We start from the raw sequence: 18248 nt of genomic DNA, 5'->3' as shown, positions 1-18248 counted from the left end.
GACCGATGCGCGCATTCGACTTTGTGAGCCTTGTTAAGGCGCCCTCTTAGACATGTTGATTGGGATTGCGAACACCAGGGTGATAGCCGTGGCCGCAAGGAAATGGCCACTGGTGCAGCTTCATATTCGGAAGGGTATTGCACATGGTCGATCAAACTTCGTCCAACATCGCTACGGAGATATCCAGCAAAAATCTCCCCCCCGTTACCTATCGAGATCTCCCCGAACCGCTACCATTCAAGCAAGTCGTCGGCCCCAGCGTGATCCTGCTCGCCGGCGCGATCGGCTCGGGTGAGTATGTTCTCTGGCCGTACATCACCACCCAGACCGGAATGGCGCTGGTATGGCTCGCAACGATCGGCATCCTGACCCAGTACTTCCTCAATATGGAAATCACCCGCTACACCTTGGCGACCGGTGAGACCGCCATCACCGGGTTCACCCGGCTATGGAAACCATGGGGCTTCCTCTTCATCTTCATGGTCGTGATCCCGTGGATGTGGCCGGGCTGGGCCACGGGCAGCTCGACGGCCATCACCTACACCTTCGGCCTTTCGGAAGCGGCGGTGGTGCCGATCACGATCGCCTCGCTGGTGCTGATCGGAATCGTGCTGACCGTCTCGCCGGTCGTCTACAAGACGGTGGAGAAGATCCAGTTCTTCCTGGTCGGCCTCATCGTGCTGTTCATGATCTACACGGTGTTCGGTTTGCTGACGGGCAAGAGCTGGAGCGCGCTGTTCGCGGGCTTCACCACTGAAATCCCGAATATGCCAGCCGCGATGACCTCGATCCCGGTTGCGCTGCTGCTCGGCGCCATCGCTTTCGCCGGTGCCGGCGGATCGCTCAACCTCGCGCAGTCGAACTGGGTTCGCGACAAGGGTCTCGGCATGGGTGCGCATCTGCCGAAGATCGTGTCGCCGATCACCGGTGACGAAACGAGAAGCGGTGCGATTGGCTACTTCTTCCCGCAGGACGAGAAGAACCTCGCCCGCTGGCGCGGGTGGTGGAACGTGGCCGACCGTGAGCAGTTCATCACCTTCTTCGTGCTGGGCCTGCTCGCCATTCTGTTGTTCATGGCTCTCGCCTTCACCTATGTCGGTGTTGGCAGCAAGGCGCAGAACTTCGACTTCGTCCGCTTGCTGGGTGAGAACCTGAGCGCACAGGTCAGCCCATGGGTGGGTGCCGCGTTCTGGGGCACTGGCGTGGTCGTTCTGATGTCGACCAACCTTGCGGTGATCGACATGGTCAGCCGTCTGGTTGCCGACATCATCAAGACCAACTGGACTCGCGACAGCAAGACCTGGACCGAAAGCCGCGTCTACTTCATCGTGGCCTGGCTGATGATCGCCTTCGGTTCGATCATCCTGCTGACCGGCGTGAAGCAGCCGCTTCTGCTGCTGATCATCGCATCGGCGCTCAACGGCCTCGTGATGTTCGTGTACTCAGTGCTGCTGATCCAGTTGAACCGCGGCATGCTCCCGAGGAGCATCGGGCTTGGTGGTGTGCGCTACGTGGCGTGCCTGTGGGCCGTGCTGTTCTACGGCGGCTTCTCGATCTACCTGGTCGTCACGCAATTCGGAAAGCTGTTCTAGGCAGCAGGCCGAACAACGCAGAGGAGGGAGAATCGGTAGACGGACTCGGAACGGCGTTTTCCGCAAGCCTTACGCGGAAAAACAAAGCACGAGACTCCGACCCCGAATCTCCCTCAAATCTCGGCAACCAAGCGGGGCGATAGCGCGCCCCGCAGATTGCCGAGCAAATCATGATGATGGATCGTGCCCTGACTTTTGCTTTGACCATTGCGGTGGTGACGAATGGCTTCTGCCTCTGGTCCTACCTGTAACGGTGACTACCGCGCCTCGTGGCCAATGGCCTGATTGAAGAGGGGTGCTGCGCAAGGGATAAGTCTTCGTAAGGAAGATGGCCTTGCAGGTTCGATTCCTGGATTGGATTCGTAGCCTCGATATCAGCGAAGCATATTTCGTCAGTGCAGATAGTTCTGACGCGCGCCATCCAGCCGTGCTGAGGCGCGTGCGAAATCCCGGAGCTGGGACACTTCGGCTTCCAGATGCTCGTTAGCGATCAGAAGCGCGCGCACGGCGCTCCGCAGGTTGCCATCGCAGCTTGCGATGGTCTCCTCGACCAGCATCTCGTAGTTGTCTGCCGCACGCTTGGAAGCCGCCATTCGGACTCTCCGTTTTTTCAATCGCCTGTTGATAGAGGCCAAGTCCAACGCCCATGAGGCGGTTCGGCGCATTTTCGCCCTTTGCCCATTATCCACAGCGCGCCTGTGGATAACCGTGACGGTGGGGAGGCGGTATGGCTAAGAGAGCATTTGGGACAGGCTAAACGGCTGATTAACCAGAGGCTTGGTGCCCGACTGGCTTTTATGGTGCCGGCGGAGAGGATCGAACTCCCGACCTTCGGTTTACAAAACCGCTGCACTACCGCTGTGCTACGCCGGCAACGTGGCAACAGCTATCAGCGCTTTCCGAACTGGACAAGACCGGGAATCCGCCGGGCGCCATTGTTTTTGCTTTCTTTTTTTACTCACTGCTAGTGAACGCAGCCTTATGCTTTGCGTTAGCCTTATTGCCTGATGGGGATGGTCCCTTAACGAATGGCAATCGCGGTGGCGTTAGGATTGCGCCAGATGCGGAAGGTGGTTCCGATGCGTTTGCGTATTCTTGCGTCCCTTGCCGTCCTGGTGGGCAGCACGGCCTGCGCCGTGGCCGATAGCGGCGGAGCGTTCGCCATTCCCGGCAAGGCGGGTGTCCCGGTTGTCATCAACGGGCGCATTGCCTCGTTTGCGATGGTGGAAGGCGATTGGGGCCTCGCGCGCGGTGTTCATGTCCAGCCGACGGTTTATGGCGGATGGGATCGTTACGAGCGCCCGCCGGTCGGCCATTATTATCCTTCGCTCGGCCGCCGCCCTGGCTATGGCCGGCTTGAGGTCGAGCCGCCTGCGAACCGCAAATTGCCGCAGCCCGCGGAGAGCTATCATCAGTCATGGTCGGCGCGATCGGCTCCGCCGGCACCGCCGCCTGCGGCCGTACCGATGGACCCGCCCGCCGTCATCGTCGCGCCACGGCCGTATCAGGAGTTCAGGAACTGACGTCGCGCGCCCGCGGCGGACACAACAATAAACAGACCACAACAGATGGCTGACAGGAGAGTGCGTATGCGTTTCAAGGTTCTGGGCCTCGCCGCGATGGTCGGGGCAATGGTCAGCGCCGCCCCGGCAATGGCCTGTTACACCGGCTGCAATGGCGGACTGTTCGTGTCCGGTGCCGGTTATGGCTGCGGCTATGTCGCGAGCGGTTGCGGCGTCGCATTCCGCGAGCATCTGCCGAGCCTCGATGGCGTCTCTTACGGCGGGCCGCAGTACTATTACGTCAACCAGGGCCCGACCTACACCGGCCCGGGCAACGTCGCGCCGGTGCCGACCTATCAGGAGCGTTCGGTGTCGGGCTGGGCCGCTTACAGCCAGCCTTATTACTACGGCTACAATGGCGGGCCGTATGCTCATGCCACCAGCCATTATTACGACGGGGCGCATCTGCGCGGGCCGGTGGTCTATTCCTATCGCTGGGGGCATCGGAAGCGTGTTCACCGCGTGCATCAACGTCCGCATCAGCAGCGCTACCAGAAACCGCGCACGCGCTACTACTACACCGAGCGTCCCGGCGTGCAGCGCGGCACTGTTGCACAGCGCTCCAGCCAGCGGGCCCATCCGCACAAGATGTGACGGCCTGACAGGCTCGATATTATCTCGCCTCTCTTCGCTGCAAGCGGAGGGAGGCGGCTTGTTTTAAGGCTGCTTCATCAGGCCGAGCCGCGTCGCGCCGATGTAGAGCGCAAGGGCGGTCGCGTTCGAGACGTTGAGGCTCTTGATCTCGCCCGGCATGTCGAGCCGGGCGACGGTGCCGCACGTCTCTCGCGTCAACTGGCGCAATCCTTTGCCCTCGGCACCGAGCACGAGCGCAAGCGGCGCGCGCAGTTCCGTCTCGGCAAGATCGGCGCTGCCTTCACTGTCGAGCCCGACGGTGAGGAAGCCGTGCTCCTTCATCTCGTTGAGCGCGCGGGCGAGGTTCTGCACGGTGACGAGCGGCACGAGTTCCAGCGCGCCGGAAGCGGATTTTGCGAGCACGCCGGTCGCCTCCGGGCTGTGGCGGGCAGTCGTCACAACGGCCTTCACCGCGAACGCCGCCGCCGAGCGCAGGATTGCGCCGACATTATGCGGATCGGTGATCTGGTCGAGCACCAGCACGATGCCGTCTTGCGGCAGCTTCGCGATGTCGAGCGCGGGCAGGGGATCGGCTTCTGCGAGGAGTCCCTGATGCACGGCGTCCGGCCCCAGCCGCTGGTCGATGACGCTGGGGCGCACGATCTCCGGCGCAGGCCGCAGCGTGATGTTTTCCTCGGTGAGACGGCGTAACGCGTTCTCGGTCGCGAACAGCTTGCGGATCTTCCGCTTCGGATTGAGAAGCGCGGCGGTCACAGTGTGCCAGCCATAGAGAATGACGGGGGCATTGTGGTCGTCCCGATCGCGCCAGGCTGGCCGTCCGCCGCGGCCGTGCGGCGGTTTGCGATGCGAGCTTTTGCCTTTGAAAGAGGAGTATTCGCGCTTGCCCATGGGCGGCTTGTCTCACGCCGCCTTTGCCATGGCAATTGGGAAGACATGGCAATCTCGAAGGTTTGGCAATCGAGAGGAAAGGGGCGCTGTTTTACACGCACGAAAAAAGCGCACGGGCGTGTGCGTCGCGCCGCGAGGTTTTGCAGTCCGGCCGCACTGTCACTGCAGCCGGACCGAAAGAGGGCTAATTGCGTCCCTTGATCGCGCGCCAGACGAAAATGAGGATGCAGGCGCCGATGAAGCCGGCGATCAGGTAGCCGATCCATCCGCCGAGGCTGACGCCGACAAGGCCGAGCAGAAAGTTGGCCACCGCCGCGCCGACAATGCCGAGCACGATATTTGCCAGAATGCCGGTGCCGGTTTTCATGAACATTCCGGCAAACCAGCCGGCGAAGCCGCCGACGATGATTGCAGCGATCCATCCAATCTGAGCGTCTTGCATCGCGATTCTCCTTCGGTTGAGAACGAGAATGGGCACACTCACTGGCCCTGCAGGGCTTTGACAACCGTCCCACGCCCGCCCATCCACAAGAATGGATTTTATCGCGTCTTTGGCGCGCGCACATCAAGCGGACGTGACAGGCCGGTTACCTGAATCGGCATGGCAATACCGATTCGTGCACGGATTATGTCGGCGATGTCCGGAAAAATGGAGCGGGTGAAGGGAATCGAACCCTCGTATTCAGCTTGGAAGGCTGCTGCTCTACCATTGAGCTACACCCGCATGCCGCAAGATATGCAATGCCCCCGGCACAATGGCAACCGGGGAATTCCCGCACGGTTTCGCCGATCGTATCGGCGAGGCGCTCACCCTGGCCGAGGCGCTCGCGGAGCCTTCCCACAGGCCGCATTCCCGAAATAACCACACTGGATTGGTTGACTTTTCCCCGCCGCTTCGCTCATAAACGCGCCGACCGGGCTGCCCGTGAACGGGCTCGCTTTTCACCGTCATGCTGGATTGTCTTACCGCCTTGCGGCGGAGCGCTCCGATGACGCTGATTGGGGGAGTGTCCCGAGTGGCAAAGGGAGCTGACTGTAAATCAGCCGCCGTATGGCTTCGAAGGTTCGAGTCCTTCTTCCCCCACCATATTGAAAACGCTCGCGAAATTGAATTTTCGCGAGCGTTTTCTGTTTTTGACCTGTAAGCAATCGCGTTTCCGCACCGACCGTGCCGTGGTCGCGGGGCGTGGCGTTGTCTCCCTACGCCGCCCCGATCAGCTTCTGGAACTGATCGGCAAACGGGCGCAGCATGGCGGCGTGCTTTTCCGCATCCTTGCCCTTGACCGAAAAACGGAAGGTTGCGCCCTGCGCCGACAAGGCGGCGCAGAACCTGCCGCGAGAGTCCTTGATGGGAACTGCGACCGCGGCCATTCCCTCCTGCAAAATCTGGTCGTCGACGCTGAAGCCCTGCGCGCGAATGGCATCGAGTTCTTTCTGCAGTTTTTTTCGCTTGTCCGCACCTGAGGACTTGGCGATCGCGGTGAGAATTCGGCTCTTGGAGGCTTTGGGGAGGCTCGACAAAAAGAGTTTGCCGGACGCCGATGTTTCCAGCGGAACGCGGGTGCCGACATCGAAAGCCGCACGCACGGCCCAGTTGGATTCGACGCGATCCGCGATCACCATCGTGCCGTGGTCGTGGACAACGATGTTGCAGGTCTCGCCGATATTCTCGGTCGCCTGTCTCAATAGCAGAGAGCGTTCCGCCATCATGGCGCCGCCGGCCATGATGTCCATGCCGAGCCGGCAGAGCCTTGCACCGTAGGTGTAGCTCTTTCCATCGATGGCGCGCGAGACCAGACCTTCCTCCTGAAGCGTCTGACATAGGCGGACCACGCTGGGGCGAGAGGTGCCTGTCAGGTCGCTCAATTCCGTCGCGCTGAGCGGCGTCGATGAGCGGGCGATGGCTTCCATCAATTTGAAGGCGCGAAGAAATGACTGACCCTTATCCCGATCGCGTTGATCCAGTTTTTTAAGCATTGCCCCATCTTCCGTTACCTTCCGGCACTATAAGCAGAAAAACTACAGAAACGAGCAAAAAGTGTCCAATTTCGTCCATTTCTAATATAGATGAGCGATCCTTGCGTTTAACGGGGTTGAAAGCGGTTTGGAGAGTGGTGAGCGAAGGGCTTCGGCCTCTTTGAACGAGGTCTTGCTGGCTACGGAGAGGTCGCTGGCGCCGCCCGCTGTGTCTGTTGGCGCGGACAAAAAAGCGCCGCGAGTGAACGTCCCGGGAGGCTTGGCGCCGGCGGAAGCTCAAACGCGCGCCGCTCTCGTCCTGCGCGGTCAATCCGACCGAAGCGCGGTCTATCAACTCTATCATGACGAAGAGCTCCACAGCCGTCTGCTCCCGGATGAGAATTCGGCACGGGCCGCTTTTCATGCAGCCGAGCGTGCGCGGGTGGAGAGTTGCGGCACCCGCCGCTGGCCTGGAATGCGCTCCAATTTTCGGGCGCTATTCGCTGCCGAATGTGAGCACGCGATAGCGGATCAGTATTTTTCCGATCGCCCCGAGGCGAAGCTCAGCCTTGCGTTCTCCATCGTTGCAACGGAGAGGCTGCTCGATTTTGCGATCCCTTCGTCGATCCGCGCCGTGCTCGAACCGGAAATTGACGACGTCGAACGTGTTTTCTCAGGGAAAGACATCGGGCTCAGGCACGCTGCCAAAGATCAGTTCGCCTTTGCCTATCTTGCGCATGCGCTTCTTGCGGATAGCGGACTTGAGCGGAGGCGTTACACGAAAGAAGAGCTGCGTCGCAGGGCCGGCGATGGACGTGAGGAGTATGACCCGTCCGAGCTGATGAAAAAACGCCGGAAGACCGAGCAGTACTTCCCCGACGATAGCGGAAAGCTCGAACATGGCAGGGAGGTGCTGCGGCCCCGCAGGGTGCGGCCCGCTATGACGATGGCTGCGGGCGAGGCCAGGCGGTTTGTCTATAAGCCATACACGCGAGACTATGACGAAGTGGTGCGGGCTGTCGATCTGGCCAATGCCAGTGAATTGGCGGAGCTGCGCGCAAAGCTCGATGTGCACCTTCTCTCGGCACGCTCCACCATCGGCGCATTGGCCAATCGCCTTCAGCGCCGGCTGCAAGTCCTGCAACGCAGCGAATGGGACTACGACGTTGAAGAAGGTCTGCTGGATGTCTCGAAGCTGACGCGCGTCATCACCGATCCCGTGTTGTCGGCATCCTACAAGATCGAGAAAGAGTCCGAACTTGGCTCCGTTGTTGTCTGCGTGCTGCTGGACAATTCGGCTTCGATGAAAGGGGAGCCGATCACGGTCGCGGCCTGCTGCGCCGACATTCTGTCACAGGCGCTGGAGCGATGCGGCGTCAAGCTCGAGGTGCTCGGCTTCACCACCGCGGCATGGAATGGCGGGCGGTCACGAAACCAGTGGTCGTCGTCGAGCCGCGAGACCGCGCCGGGGCGGCTGAACGATCTTCGGCATATCGTTTACAAATCCGCGGACGAGCGATGGCGCCGTTCCAAACAGGCCTTCGCCTTGATGATGAAGGACGACATTCTCAAGGAGAACATCGATGGCGAGGCACTGGCGTGGGCGCATGAGCGACTCCTGAAGCGTGGGGAAGACCATCGCATTCTGATCGTGGTGTCGGACGGCGCTCCCGCGGATCATTCGACCCTGACGCTGAACGGCCGTGATTATCTTGCGAACAATCTGCGCGATGTGATCTCACGTATCGAAGGCGAGGGAGCGATTGAACTCGTGGGCATTGGCGTCGGTCATGACCTCAGTCCGTTCTACAAGAAATCGATACGGATCGAGGGTATCGCGACGCTGGCGTCGGCGCTGACCTCGGAACTGGTCGCGCTGCTGGAACGCGCAATCCGCAAGAGGCTGTAGGCGAGCGAGACATAAGAGAGCGATCTCTTATGTCAGCGCGCGCTGTCATAAGCGCGGTCAAAAAAAGGCGTGTACATCGCTGTACACGCCAGTCAAAGCGAGCCTCAGATACAATGGAAGGTTAGGCCCGCTTTGTGACTTCGATCACGCCGCGGTCGGCGTCGATCTTGACCCAGTCGCCGGTCTTGATGAATTCCCACGGCTTTCCTTCCTCGATCTTATGGACGGCGGGAATCCCACTGTAGATCGCGCCGCTTGCACCGATACCGTGAGCCTTGCGCCAGATGATGCCGGCGGGCGCCGAATTGAACACGGTCTTTTTGGTGTAGAGGCTGAGTGTCGCGCCGGTCGTGTAATAGTCGGTGTCGTAGATCAGGATCTTGTCCTTGATGCAGTGACCCGAGAGCGGATGATCCTGGATTCGCACGAAGCCTGTTTCATTGGCGATCGCGCCGGCATGGAGGCTGAGAGCTTTGTCGGTCACCAAGGCCTCACCCTCGGCCACGCCTGCGGACACCATGCGGCCGTGCAATGTGGTTTTTGTCGTCATCTTGTCGTCTCCTGATTGCCGGACTCAGTTCCAGGCGGGCAGTTCGAATTCACCGGTCACGGCAGCGTCGACGCAGTTTGCGAGCGTGCCGTAGCGCCAGCTTGGCTTGCCTTCTCCAGCGACAAGGCGCCGCATCTTCATGCTGTCGGTCGCGATATTGATCTCCGGTCCGAACATCGTCTCGATCGGCATGCAGAACTCGCAGGTGTCGCGGGTCAGAAGCGCGCCGGCCGACTCGATCCTGCTGACGAGACCCATTTCTTCCGCAAGCGAATAGGTCGGGTGGTCGGTGTGGATGTAGAACTTGATCCCGCTCTTCACCTTGCGGTCGCCGAGGAGGTCGGCGACTTCCCGAATTTCTTCGATGGTTTTGAACGGGCAACCGGAGACCACGACGTCGACCTTGGACTTCTTGGTCGTCGAGAGATCCTCATACATGCGACGAAGCGCTTTGCGGTCGACGTAGAGAGTGTCGATGTCCTTCGGCACCTTGCCGCCGAATGCCGCTTCCAGAGTGGGCGCCTCGGGGCTGACGCCGACATACAGCAGCAGGGTGGTTGTCATGGCCGGTGAACAGGCCGCACTGAGCGCTTTATATTCTTCCTTGCCGAGCCCGAGCGGCATGCCGCTCACCACAGGAATGCGGTCATAGGCAAAGTCGCCGATGATCGCACCAAGCGCTTCGAAGTCGCCGGTCTTGGCGCCTTCGCCGCCGATCGAGGCCATCAGTTCGGGATCGAGCTTGACCAGGCATGAGCCCACACGATTACGTGGATCGAGCATGCCGTGCTTCGGAATGCGCTTGGTGATGCTGGCCATCGGGCAGTTCACGCTGTCTTCGCGGTTTCCGCGCGCGCCGATCAGGGAGTTGGCAAAGCCTGTCGCGTTGCCCTCGATCCAGGCGATATTTTCTCCGAAGCGAACCAGATTCTGGGTGAGGTAGGGGGTGCAGGTGTAGGTTAGCACCACGTTCATGCGACGCAGGCAGTCGATGATCGCGTTCTGTTTTTCCTCGTAGCCCTCGGGCCAGTTGAATTCGTGCTTGTGCTTCAAGTCCATCGAAATGGGCTCGCACGTCGTCATAACGCCCATCTTCGCGCCCATGTCGGCTAGTCGCTGATAGAAGGCCAGCCCGCCATCTCCGATCGTGCGGTAATCGGAGAAGATATGCGCGCTGTGGCAGTCGACCATTTCCTCTGCTTCGAAGGCCTCGCCGAATTTGACGAGGTGTTCCATCGCATGCTGCACGGCCGGACCGTATTTACCGTCCAGTTTTCTTTTGTCTTCGTCGGTCAGTTTCATCGTGCGCTCCTTGTGAGTTCCCAGTCGCAGTCGCCGTTTTTTCCGGCGGCTGGAATATTGTCGATTCGGTTCCGAGATATGCAAAACCAAACGCAATACGATTAATGTTGCATCAAAACGCGACGCATGCAACAGTTGGCTTGTCGGGGCCTGGCGTGGACCTCGTGTCACAGGCTGCGGGAGTTGGAGAAGGAGCAAGATTGTTCGATTGAGTCCGGTCGTCAGAAGAGACTCATTGCAAAGCTAAAACTCGGAGGAGGGAACCATGGACACAAGAAGCGCGACATCCGATCGTCAGAGAACGAAAGGGCTTTGGGACATGATCATGGACGATCAGGTCTCGGAGACGGACTTCAGAAAACTCCACCGCAATTATCTCGCGCACCGCGACGAACTCGAGCGCATTTCGAAGCGCCGAATTTCCCGGCGCGAGTTCGCGCAGATCTCGGCGTCGATCGCTGCAAGCTTCGGGATTGCATCGACCATCGGCAATCTCGGGCTCGGTGTGTCGAAGACCTACGCAGCCGAGAAGGGCGCGAAGAAGGGCACCATCCGGATCGGCTACATCAACACGCTCGACTGCTGCCTCTTCGACTACATTCTCGAGAAGAAGGGCATCTTCCAGAGCATGGGTTGGGACGCGAAGTTCCTCGGCGCTGCAGGCGGTCCTCAGGTGATGGAAGCCTTCATCGGCAACGAGATCGATTTTGCTTATGTCGGCTCGAACACGCCGGGCCTCGCTGCACAGAAGGGCATCAACTCGCGGCTGATCGTTGGCGGCATGTTCGGCATGGGCGGTCTCGCCGTGAGCGACAAGCTCTACAATGAAGGCGTCACGGATATTCCGAGCTTCTTCGAGAAAGCAAAGAAGCGTGCGGCCGAAGGCAATCCGATTGGCATGTCGACCCAGGTCCCGGGCACGTTGACGCATGCCTGCGCGATGATTGCCGCGAAGGACAACGGTCTCGATGCCGACAGGGATCTCGACCTGAAGTATCTGCCGCCGCCGGAAGTCTCCTCATCCATGATGTCGGGCGTCGTTGAAAGCCAACTGATCTGCGAACAGTTCGGCTCGTATCCGGAATATTTCAAGAAGGGCAAAGTCATCGCGCACTGCCTCGACAGCGGCAAGAACATGATGCCTTGCGACGGACTTCCTGAGCAGACTTACACCCAATGCACGGCGCTCGCCGCGCGTCCCGGTCTGCCGGACGAAATGGTGCAGGCCTGTATCGAAGGCCACCGGCGGGCGGCGCAGTTCATGAAGGATAATCCCGCGGAGACGATCAAGATCGCCGCGGCGGTGTCCGGCACGAAAGGCCCGCTTGAATACGTTGCGATGTTCAATCGTGCGCGCTGGCACTACGGCATCAACTGGGAGTCGTGCGACAGCGTGTGGAACAACACGATGCGGAAGATCGGCTTGGCGAAGAAGAACCTCAAGCTCGATGAACTCATCGATACCAAGAACTCGATGGAGCTGAAGGCCGGTTTCGAGTCGACCGCCGGTGTCACCCAGAAGGGCCCCGTGGATGTGACGTCCCAGGATTTCCGGAATCGGGTCTGGGCCGAGGCCATGTCTAAGTTTGGATAATGCAGCCAGGCGCGAGTTGGATGAAGGAAAGGAAGGTTATGAGTTCACAATCTCAAGCTGCATCCGCGACGAAGGATGTCGCCAGTCTCGCCTCGCCGACGCAAGAGGCTGATCCCGCCCAGGTCGCTCGCACTGCGAGGATCTGGGGGAATGTACGAATCTACGGCGTTCTCACAGGCCTGATCGTGGTCTGGGAAATCCTCGGCAAGTCGGGTCTGTTCGAACCCATTATCCTCCCGGCTTTCACCGACGTGTTGAAGTCGGTCTGGGTCAATGCGGTTGAGGGCGATCTCTTTCTTGCGATTGGATGGAGTTGCTATCGCGTCTTCATGGGCTTCGGGCTTGGTATGCTGCTAGCCGTTCCACTCGGTGTGGCCATCGGCTGGTCTCGCGTTTGTGAGGATCTGTTCAACCCAATTGTCGAAATCTTGCGGCCCATTCCTCCGCTGGCATGGATTCCGCTCAGCATCATCTGGCTTGGCGTAGGGTTCAAGTCGGTGCTGTTCATCACCACGCTGGGATCGTTCTTCCCGATCCTGGTGGCAACGATCGCCGGCGTTCGTAACGTCGATCGGCGGATGATCGAGTTCGCCAGAACGCTCGGCGCCAGCACGGGGCAGATTTTGTTGAAGGTCGTCATTCCCGCCGCGATGCCTCAGACATTTGTCGGCATGCGGATCGCCGTCGGCTTTTCGTGGATGGTGGTGGTTGCGGCGGAGATGATCTCGGTGAAGTACGGCCTCGGCTGGTTGATCTGGAAGGCACGCTTCTCCTTCGACACCGCGACCGTCATGGCCGGCATGGCGATCATCGGCCTGCTCAGCGTGCTGATGACAAAGGCCATGATCTACCTTGAGGGTATGCTGTTCTCCTGGAAGAAAGGGATCGTAAAAGGATGATGATGGAACCAGCTATCAGCGTTCGCGGCGTCAGCAAGATTTTCGGAGGCTTCCAGGCGCTCCGCGACGTCGATCTCGATATCCGGCAGGGGGAACTTCACATCTTCCTCGGACCCAGCGGTTGCGGCAAAACGACCTTGATGCGGATGATTTCCGGATTCGAGCTTCCGTCCAACGGACGGATTCTCCATTGCGGAACGCCGATCACGGGCCCCGGTCCGGATCGTGGCCTGATCTTTCAGGAAGGCGTCAACTTTCCCTGGCGTACGGTTCGCCGCAACGTCGAGTTCGGTCTCGAAATGAAGGGTATGCCGAAGGCGCAGCGCGCCGAGGTTGCCCAGAAATTCATCGACCTCGTCGGGTTGACGGAATTTGCGTCACATTATCCGTCGCAGATTTCCGGCGGCATGAAGCAGAAAATGGCTCTCGCCACTGCGCTTGCCAACGATCCTGAAGCGTTGCTGATGGACGAACCGTTCGGCGCACTCGATGCGCAGACGCGCTCGGTGATGCAGCGTGAGTTGCTGCGAATCTGGAGCGAGACAAACAAGACCATCATCTTTGTCACGCACTCGATCCGCGAAGCGCTGTTGCTCGGTAACCGGATATCGTTGTTCAAGACCCGCCCGGGCGAGATCGCCAAGATCTACGATCTGGACGAAGAACTCGGCAAGCCGAATATCGAGCGGGATTCAACGGACCGCAAACTGGTTGACATGGAGGGGGAGATATATCGTGTTATGCGAGACGGGGAATACTGAAGCAGACTGATCGGTATTCCGCATTTCACGAGTGGTGTTGGAGACAAGATGAGCGAATCTGAATCGTCGGTAGGTCGGACCAAAGGTAAAGACGCTCATCGCACCAACATCGCCGTGGTTTGCAGCCTCGCTGACGATATCCGCTCGACGATGGGCCCCAAGGGCATGGACAAGATGATTGTCGATGGCCTTGGGGACATCATTGTCACCAACGACGGCTATACGCTGTTGACGAACATGCGGATCAAGCATCCGTCGGCCAAGCTTGCGATCGAAGCGGCGATTACCCAGCAGGAAAAGGTCGGAGACGGCACGACGTCTGTCGTTGTGCTGGCTGGCGAGTTGCTCCGCAGGGCGCAGCATCTTCTGGAAATGAACATTCATCCCTCCCTCATTGCCCAGGGGTATCGTCTGGCCGAAGGGATGGCACAGACCATTCTCAAGCAGATCGGCGAGCCTGCATCCATTGACACGCCGCAGCTGCTTCTGTCGGCCGCGCAAACCGCCATGATCGGAAAAAGCGCGGAGAGTGCCAAGGATCATCTGTCCCAATTGGCGCTCAAGGGCATCGAGCAGACGATAGATACCAAGGCGGGGCGACAGGATGTCGACCTGAGGTCGCTCAAGCTCGAGCGCATGATCGGCGGGTCTCTCGATCAGAGCGAATTGTTGAACGGCGTGCTGATTTCGCGGGAGCGTGCGCATCCGCATATGCCGCGGGAAGTCCGGCAGGCGAAAATCGCGATCATCGAGCAAGCGCTGGAAATCCGAAATCCCGAAATCACCGCGCAGATCCAGATCAGCGATCCGGCGCAGATGCAGGCTTTCATCGAGCAGGAACAGCGCACGCTGGCCGAGATCACGGCCAAGTTGGTGGCGACGGGCTGCACGGCGGTGTTCTGCCAGCAGAATATCGAGGAGCCGGCCGATTACTTCCTGAGCAAAGCGGGCGTGCTCGGCGTGCGGCGAGTGCCGCAAAGCGATCTCATCCGCATCGCGCAAGCAACGGGCGCGCGCATCGTCACCAATGCGGTGTCTGTCGAGCCGGACGATCTCGGCTTTGCCGGGAGAATCCGTGAAGACAACCAAAGCGGTCGCGCGATGATCTTTGTCGAGGAGTGCAAGGATCCGAAAGCGGTGACACTGGTGATCCGCGGGGCGACCGAACACGCCGCCGAGGAAGCTCGCCGCGCCATGGAGGATGCGATCGGCGATATCGCCAGCATTCTGAGCGACGGCAAGGTGGTGGCCGGCGCCGGCGCTATCGAGATTCGATTGAAGCGTGCTCTCGATACCTGGGCGAAGAGCAGCCTGAAGGGAAAAGAACGGCTGATCGTCGAAACCTTCGCGCAAGCTCTGCTCGTCATTCCGAGGACCCTGATCGAAAGCACCGGGCAAGACCCTATCGAGGTGATTTCCCAGATCGAGGACGAGCACGAGAAAGGACGCGAGTGGGCGGGCTTTGACGCGGTCGAGGGTGACGTTGCCGATTGCTGGAAACGGGAAATTCTCGAGCCGTCCAAGATCAAGGCGCAGGCGCTCGTCTCTGCCACCGAGGTGGCTGTGACGATCCTGCGCATCGACGACATGTTTATCGGAGATACGCGCGACCGGGCGTAGGAGACATCATGTGCGATCTTCATACGATGATGTTGCGGATCGGGCAGATCATTGGCTGCGCACTGTTGCTGCTGGGCCTTGCTGTGCCGGGACACGCAAGCGCCGTAGAGGATTTGCGGCGCTACGCCTATGTCAGGACCGATTCACCTTATGTGATTTTGATCGATACAAAATCCGACAAGGCTGTTCAGGAGATTCGGTTCGAGGACAAGCCGCGCGCGATCTACGTCATTGAAGACGAAAAACTGCTTTTATCGATTCCGGACAATAGCCGTCAGGTTGAAGTCTATGATCTCTCGGCAGGCCGGCTTGCGAGGCCGATCAATATCGGCTCCGAGATTGGTTTCTTTCAGTACGACGCCAAGAGCGGGGTTGTTGCGATTGCCGACACCGAAATCGGGCGGGTGACGCTTGTCGATCTTCGCAGCCGCGCGATCCTCGGCAAAGTCGCCGGGCTTAGCGATATCAGTTCACTCGGCTTTGATCGGACTGGCGAGGAAATTCTCATCACTAGGAAATCGTCGCCCGAGGTGAGTGTCATCAACGTCAGGAATGTGCAGATCGTCGATGCGTTCGCAGCCACGCGCGACGACGTGCGGCGGGACGATAAGAGTCTTGGGCTTCGGTCGCTGGACAAAACCCCAAACGGCCGGTTTGCGCTTGCGATTGCAGAGAACTCGCCGAACGTCTCCGTTGTCGATCTTACCGAGAAAGGTGCGGTCAAGGATATCCGCGTCGGCAAGGGGGCGGTCGATCGGGCCTATAGCACGGCAGACGGTGCCTTTATTCTATTGTCGAGCGACAGGAATCAGAGCGTGTCGCTCGTTTCGATGGCTTCGCAATCGGAAGTCGCCAATTTCCACATCGGCCCGAAAATAGCGAACGTCAGCACGGCGTGGTTCGAGACGATGGCGTTTGCGGTCGATCAGGCCGACAGCAATATCGTGGTGCTCGATCTGGTGAATCGGAGAGTGGCTTCGGTCATCCACCTGTCAGGGCAGCTTGGGAAATCGGCTACTACCCCGGACGGATTAAGAGTGTTCATCCCGTCAAAAGACATGCGATCGATCGCGATCATCGATGCAAGAAAAAATCAGCTATCGGGGATGATCACCGAGCTCAGCTTTGCGCCGGAAGAAGTGGTAATGGCGGGATCGATCGCGTTTTGCCACTGATCGGGGACTTCCTCACAATCGCGTGGTGATCGTAAGGCAGAGCCAGATGCGGCGCTCGCACGTTTCGCGCGATCAATCGCTCGCCGGTTCGCTCTCCGCTGCGACATTGTCGGCGCGGGTGACGAGGCGGATATCGCAGACGACACCGGCAGCCGCGTAGTTCATCTCGTAGCTGCCGCCCATTTGCCGCGTCAGACTGGTGAGGAGGCGGGTACCAAAGCCTTCGCGCTCTGGCGGCTTCACTGGCGGCCCGCCGTGCTCGCTCCAGATGAGGTTGATGAGATTGCCGCGTTCGTCCGGCTGTTTGGTCCACCGCACCTCGACGTGGCCGGTATCGTTACAGAGCGCGCCGTATTTCAGGGAATTGGTGCATAGCTCGTGGAAGATCATCGCGATCGGAACCACGATTGCCGAGCGGAGATCGACGGGCGGCCCGGATAGCGTGAAGCGATGGGCGAGATCCTCGCGCGCGGGCGCAAGCGCTGCTTCGGCGACCTCGCGCAGATCGGCATGCTGCCAGTTGTGGCGGGTGAGCAGATCATGGCTGCGCACCAGCGCCTGCAGTCGCTCCTGAAAGCCGCGCAGCGCCTCCGGTCCCTGATTGTTGCGGAAGCTCATGGTGGCGATGGACTGCACCGTCGCAAGGGTGTTCTTCACGCGGTGGGCCAACTCGTGAACGAGAATCTCACGTCGCGCTTCGGAGAGCTCGCGTTCCTCCTCGCGCCGTGCATTTTCGTCCATCAGGCGATCGAAGGTCTGGCCGAGCACGCCGATCTCGTCATTGCGTCCGTCGAGGTGGTTGCGCACGCTGTCATCGCCACGCCGCCAGCTCTCGGCGGTTTCGACCATCTGCATCAGCGGGCGACGGATGATGCTGTTGCCGACAAGCCATGCGAGCACGAAGGCGGCGGCGCTGCCGAGCACGAACAGCATGATGCTGCTGCGAAGCGCGCGATCGACCGGTCCAAAGGCTTCCGTGCGTGCGATGCCGCTCGAGACGTAAAGTCCGAACGGCGTGTAGGGTGCGGGCACATAACCGACGACGCGCCGAATTCCGTCGCGGCTGCGGATGTCCGCCGTGCCCGGTTCCTCCGATAAAAGATACATATACTGCGTCGGGAAAGTCGTGCCGATGAAACGCTCGGGATTCGGCTCGCGCGCGAGGATGATGCCGTTTCGGTCTGCGACGGTGACGGCGCTGCCGCGCGCAAGCCCGCGCTCGCGCAACTGCCGACCGAGCCATTCGAGATTAATGCCGGCGGCGACGATGAAGTCGACATGGTCGCCGGTCACGGCGGGCAGGGCGACGGGCACGATCTTGCGGTTCGAGAGCCGGCTCGGCGTGTAATCGCCGACGGAAAACTGCCGCGTTGCGAGCGCCTCTTGGAAGTAATAGCGGTCGCTGAGGCTGACGGTCGGCACGGTGCCTTCGCTGAAGCAGCGGCTGTAACCGTCGCGGTCGAGAATGACGATCGACGTCAGCGGCGCGAGTTGGGCGCGCACCCGCGTGAGATATTCCTGACACTGGGTGATGTCATTGCCGCGCACCTCGGCCGCCTGGCCGACGGCGTGGAGCACGCCCTTGATGCCCTCGAAGACCTGGTCGAGCTCCGAGACGGCAAAATGAGCGTTGCGCAACGCCTCGGCGTTGACGTCGTGATAGCGGGTATTGCGCAGGTCGATCGAGGAATAGATCAGAGCGGCGAGGCCCGGCAGGCAGGCGACCAGTACGAGCGACAGGAGGCGAGACACGAGCGACATGCGGCGCATGGAAGGAAAGCTCAAGTCGCGGTTCCCATACTTCCGATCGACCTCATGACCTCGATTCATTAAGAAAGCCGGGAAC

At 60.0% G+C, this 18248-nt stretch carries 16 protein-coding genes, 3 tRNA genes and 1 pseudogene; 10 read left to right on the top strand and 10 right to left on the bottom strand.

Features of this window, described 5'->3' with window-relative positions; all coding sequences use genetic code 11:
• Positions 1–143: 143 nt before the first annotated feature.
• Complete coding sequence (locus OCA5_RS11900; protein WP_012562795.1) at positions 144–1592, top strand: Nramp family divalent metal transporter; 1449 nt, start codon at positions 144–146, stop codon at positions 1590–1592.
• Positions 1593–1984: 392 nt separating this feature from the next.
• Here the strand turns inward: OCA5_RS11900 and OCA5_RS11895 are convergent, their stop codons facing one another.
• Together OCA5_RS11895 and OCA5_RS11890 are read right to left on the bottom strand one after the other, a co-directional pair.
• Positions 1985–2185, bottom strand: a complete 201-nt coding sequence (locus OCA5_RS11895; RefSeq protein WP_012562796.1) for a hypothetical protein — start codon at positions 2183–2185, stop codon at positions 1985–1987.
• 205 nt (positions 2186–2390) lie between these two features.
• A tRNA-Thr gene (locus tag OCA5_RS11890) sits at positions 2391–2465 on the bottom strand.
• A gap of 188 nt (positions 2466–2653) precedes the next feature.
• On the opposite strand from OCA5_RS11890, the gene OCA5_RS11885 reads away from it, so the two are divergent.
• On the top strand, positions 2654–3115 hold the full coding sequence (locus OCA5_RS11885; RefSeq protein ID WP_013913207.1) for a hypothetical protein: 462 nt from the start codon (positions 2654–2656) through the stop codon (positions 3113–3115).
• A 66-nt stretch (positions 3116–3181) separates the two neighbouring features.
• Positions 3182–3748 (top strand): hypothetical protein, encoded by a 567-nt coding sequence (locus OCA5_RS11880; RefSeq protein ID WP_012562798.1) that lies wholly within the window; start codon positions 3182–3184, stop codon positions 3746–3748.
• A 63-nt stretch (positions 3749–3811) separates the two neighbouring features.
• Here the strand turns inward: OCA5_RS11880 and rlmB are convergent, their stop codons facing one another.
• The 3 genes from rlmB to OCA5_RS11865 form a co-directional block, all read right to left on the bottom strand.
• Positions 3812–4636 (bottom strand): 23S rRNA (guanosine(2251)-2'-O)-methyltransferase RlmB, encoded by an 825-nt coding sequence (gene rlmB, locus OCA5_RS11875; protein WP_012562799.1) that lies wholly within the window; start codon positions 4634–4636, stop codon positions 3812–3814.
• A gap of 184 nt (positions 4637–4820) precedes the next feature.
• Positions 4821–5078 carry a GlsB/YeaQ/YmgE family stress response membrane protein gene (locus OCA5_RS11870; RefSeq protein ID WP_012562800.1) on the bottom strand — a complete coding sequence of 86 codons (258 nt, stop codon included), beginning with the start codon at positions 5076–5078 and terminating at the stop codon, positions 4821–4823.
• A gap of 208 nt (positions 5079–5286) precedes the next feature.
• Positions 5287–5360 (bottom strand) — tRNA-Gly (locus OCA5_RS11865).
• Positions 5361–5637: 277 nt separating this feature from the next.
• Between OCA5_RS11865 and OCA5_RS11860 the strand changes: the two genes are divergently transcribed.
• Positions 5638–5723 (top strand) — tRNA-Tyr (locus OCA5_RS11860).
• Between the two features lie 113 nt (positions 5724–5836).
• On the opposite strand, the gene OCA5_RS11855 is transcribed toward OCA5_RS11860, so the two are convergent.
• Positions 5837–6361: an IclR family transcriptional regulator gene (locus OCA5_RS11855; protein ID WP_244396191.1), complete on the bottom strand. Its 525-nt coding sequence runs from the start codon at positions 6359–6361 to the stop codon at positions 5837–5839.
• 69 nt (positions 6362–6430) lie between these two features.
• A pseudogene (locus tag OCA5_RS19590) lies at positions 6431–6613 on the bottom strand (helix-turn-helix domain-containing protein); the annotation flags it as partial.
• Between the two features lie 208 nt (positions 6614–6821).
• Between OCA5_RS19590 and OCA5_RS11850 the strand changes: the two are divergent.
• Positions 6822–8501 carry a cobaltochelatase CobT-related protein gene (locus OCA5_RS11850; RefSeq protein WP_422836354.1) on the top strand — a complete coding sequence of 560 codons (1680 nt, stop codon included), beginning with the start codon at positions 6822–6824 and terminating at the stop codon, positions 8499–8501.
• Between the two features lie 121 nt (positions 8502–8622).
• Here OCA5_RS11850 and OCA5_RS11845 read toward each other — a convergent pair whose 3' ends face one another.
• Together OCA5_RS11845 and OCA5_RS11840 are read right to left on the bottom strand one after the other, a co-directional pair.
• Positions 8623–9051, bottom strand: coding sequence for an aconitase X swivel domain-containing protein (locus tag OCA5_RS11845; protein WP_012562804.1), 429 nt, complete (start codon positions 9049–9051; stop codon positions 8623–8625).
• Positions 9052–9075: 24 nt separating this feature from the next.
• On the bottom strand, positions 9076–10353 hold the full coding sequence (locus OCA5_RS11840) for an aconitase X (RefSeq protein ID WP_012562805.1): 1278 nt from the start codon (positions 10351–10353) through the stop codon (positions 9076–9078).
• Positions 10354–10678: 325 nt separating this feature from the next.
• On the opposite strand from OCA5_RS11840, the gene OCA5_RS11835 reads away from it, so the two are divergent.
• The 5 genes from OCA5_RS11835 to OCA5_RS11815 are packed head-to-tail and all read left to right on the top strand — an operon-like array spanning position 10679 to position 16402.
• On the top strand, positions 10679–11947 hold the full coding sequence (locus tag OCA5_RS11835; RefSeq protein ID WP_244405950.1) for an ABC transporter substrate-binding protein: 1269 nt from the start codon (positions 10679–10681) through the stop codon (positions 11945–11947).
• 38 nt (positions 11948–11985) lie between these two features.
• Complete coding sequence (locus OCA5_RS11830) at positions 11986–12846, top strand: ABC transporter permease (protein WP_012562807.1); 861 nt, start codon at positions 11986–11988, stop codon at positions 12844–12846.
• Positions 12843–13607: an ABC transporter ATP-binding protein gene (locus OCA5_RS11825; RefSeq protein ID WP_012562808.1), complete on the top strand. Its 765-nt coding sequence runs from the start codon at positions 12843–12845 to the stop codon at positions 13605–13607. The genes OCA5_RS11830 and OCA5_RS11825 overlap by 4 nt, the downstream gene beginning before the upstream one ends.
• A 48-nt stretch (positions 13608–13655) precedes the next feature.
• Positions 13656–15227 (top strand): thermosome subunit alpha, encoded by a 1572-nt coding sequence (gene thsA / locus OCA5_RS11820; protein ID WP_012562809.1) that lies wholly within the window; start codon positions 13656–13658, stop codon positions 15225–15227.
• 8 nt (positions 15228–15235) lie between these two features.
• Positions 15236–16402: a YncE family protein gene (locus OCA5_RS11815; RefSeq protein ID WP_012562810.1), complete on the top strand. Its 1167-nt coding sequence runs from the start codon at positions 15236–15238 to the stop codon at positions 16400–16402.
• A gap of 72 nt (positions 16403–16474) precedes the next feature.
• On the opposite strand, the gene OCA5_RS11810 is transcribed toward OCA5_RS11815, so the two are convergent.
• On the bottom strand, positions 16475–18172 hold the full coding sequence (locus OCA5_RS11810) for a sensor histidine kinase (protein ID WP_012562811.1): 1698 nt from the start codon (positions 18170–18172) through the stop codon (positions 16475–16477).
• Positions 18173–18248: the final 76 nt, after the last annotated feature.

Source organism: Afipia carboxidovorans OM5, from assembly GCF_000218565.1.
Lineage (GTDB): Bacteria > Pseudomonadota > Alphaproteobacteria > Rhizobiales > Xanthobacteraceae > Afipia > Afipia carboxidovorans.
Note: the sequence above shows the minus strand (reverse complement) of the source record. Positions and strands in the feature narration are given on the sequence as shown.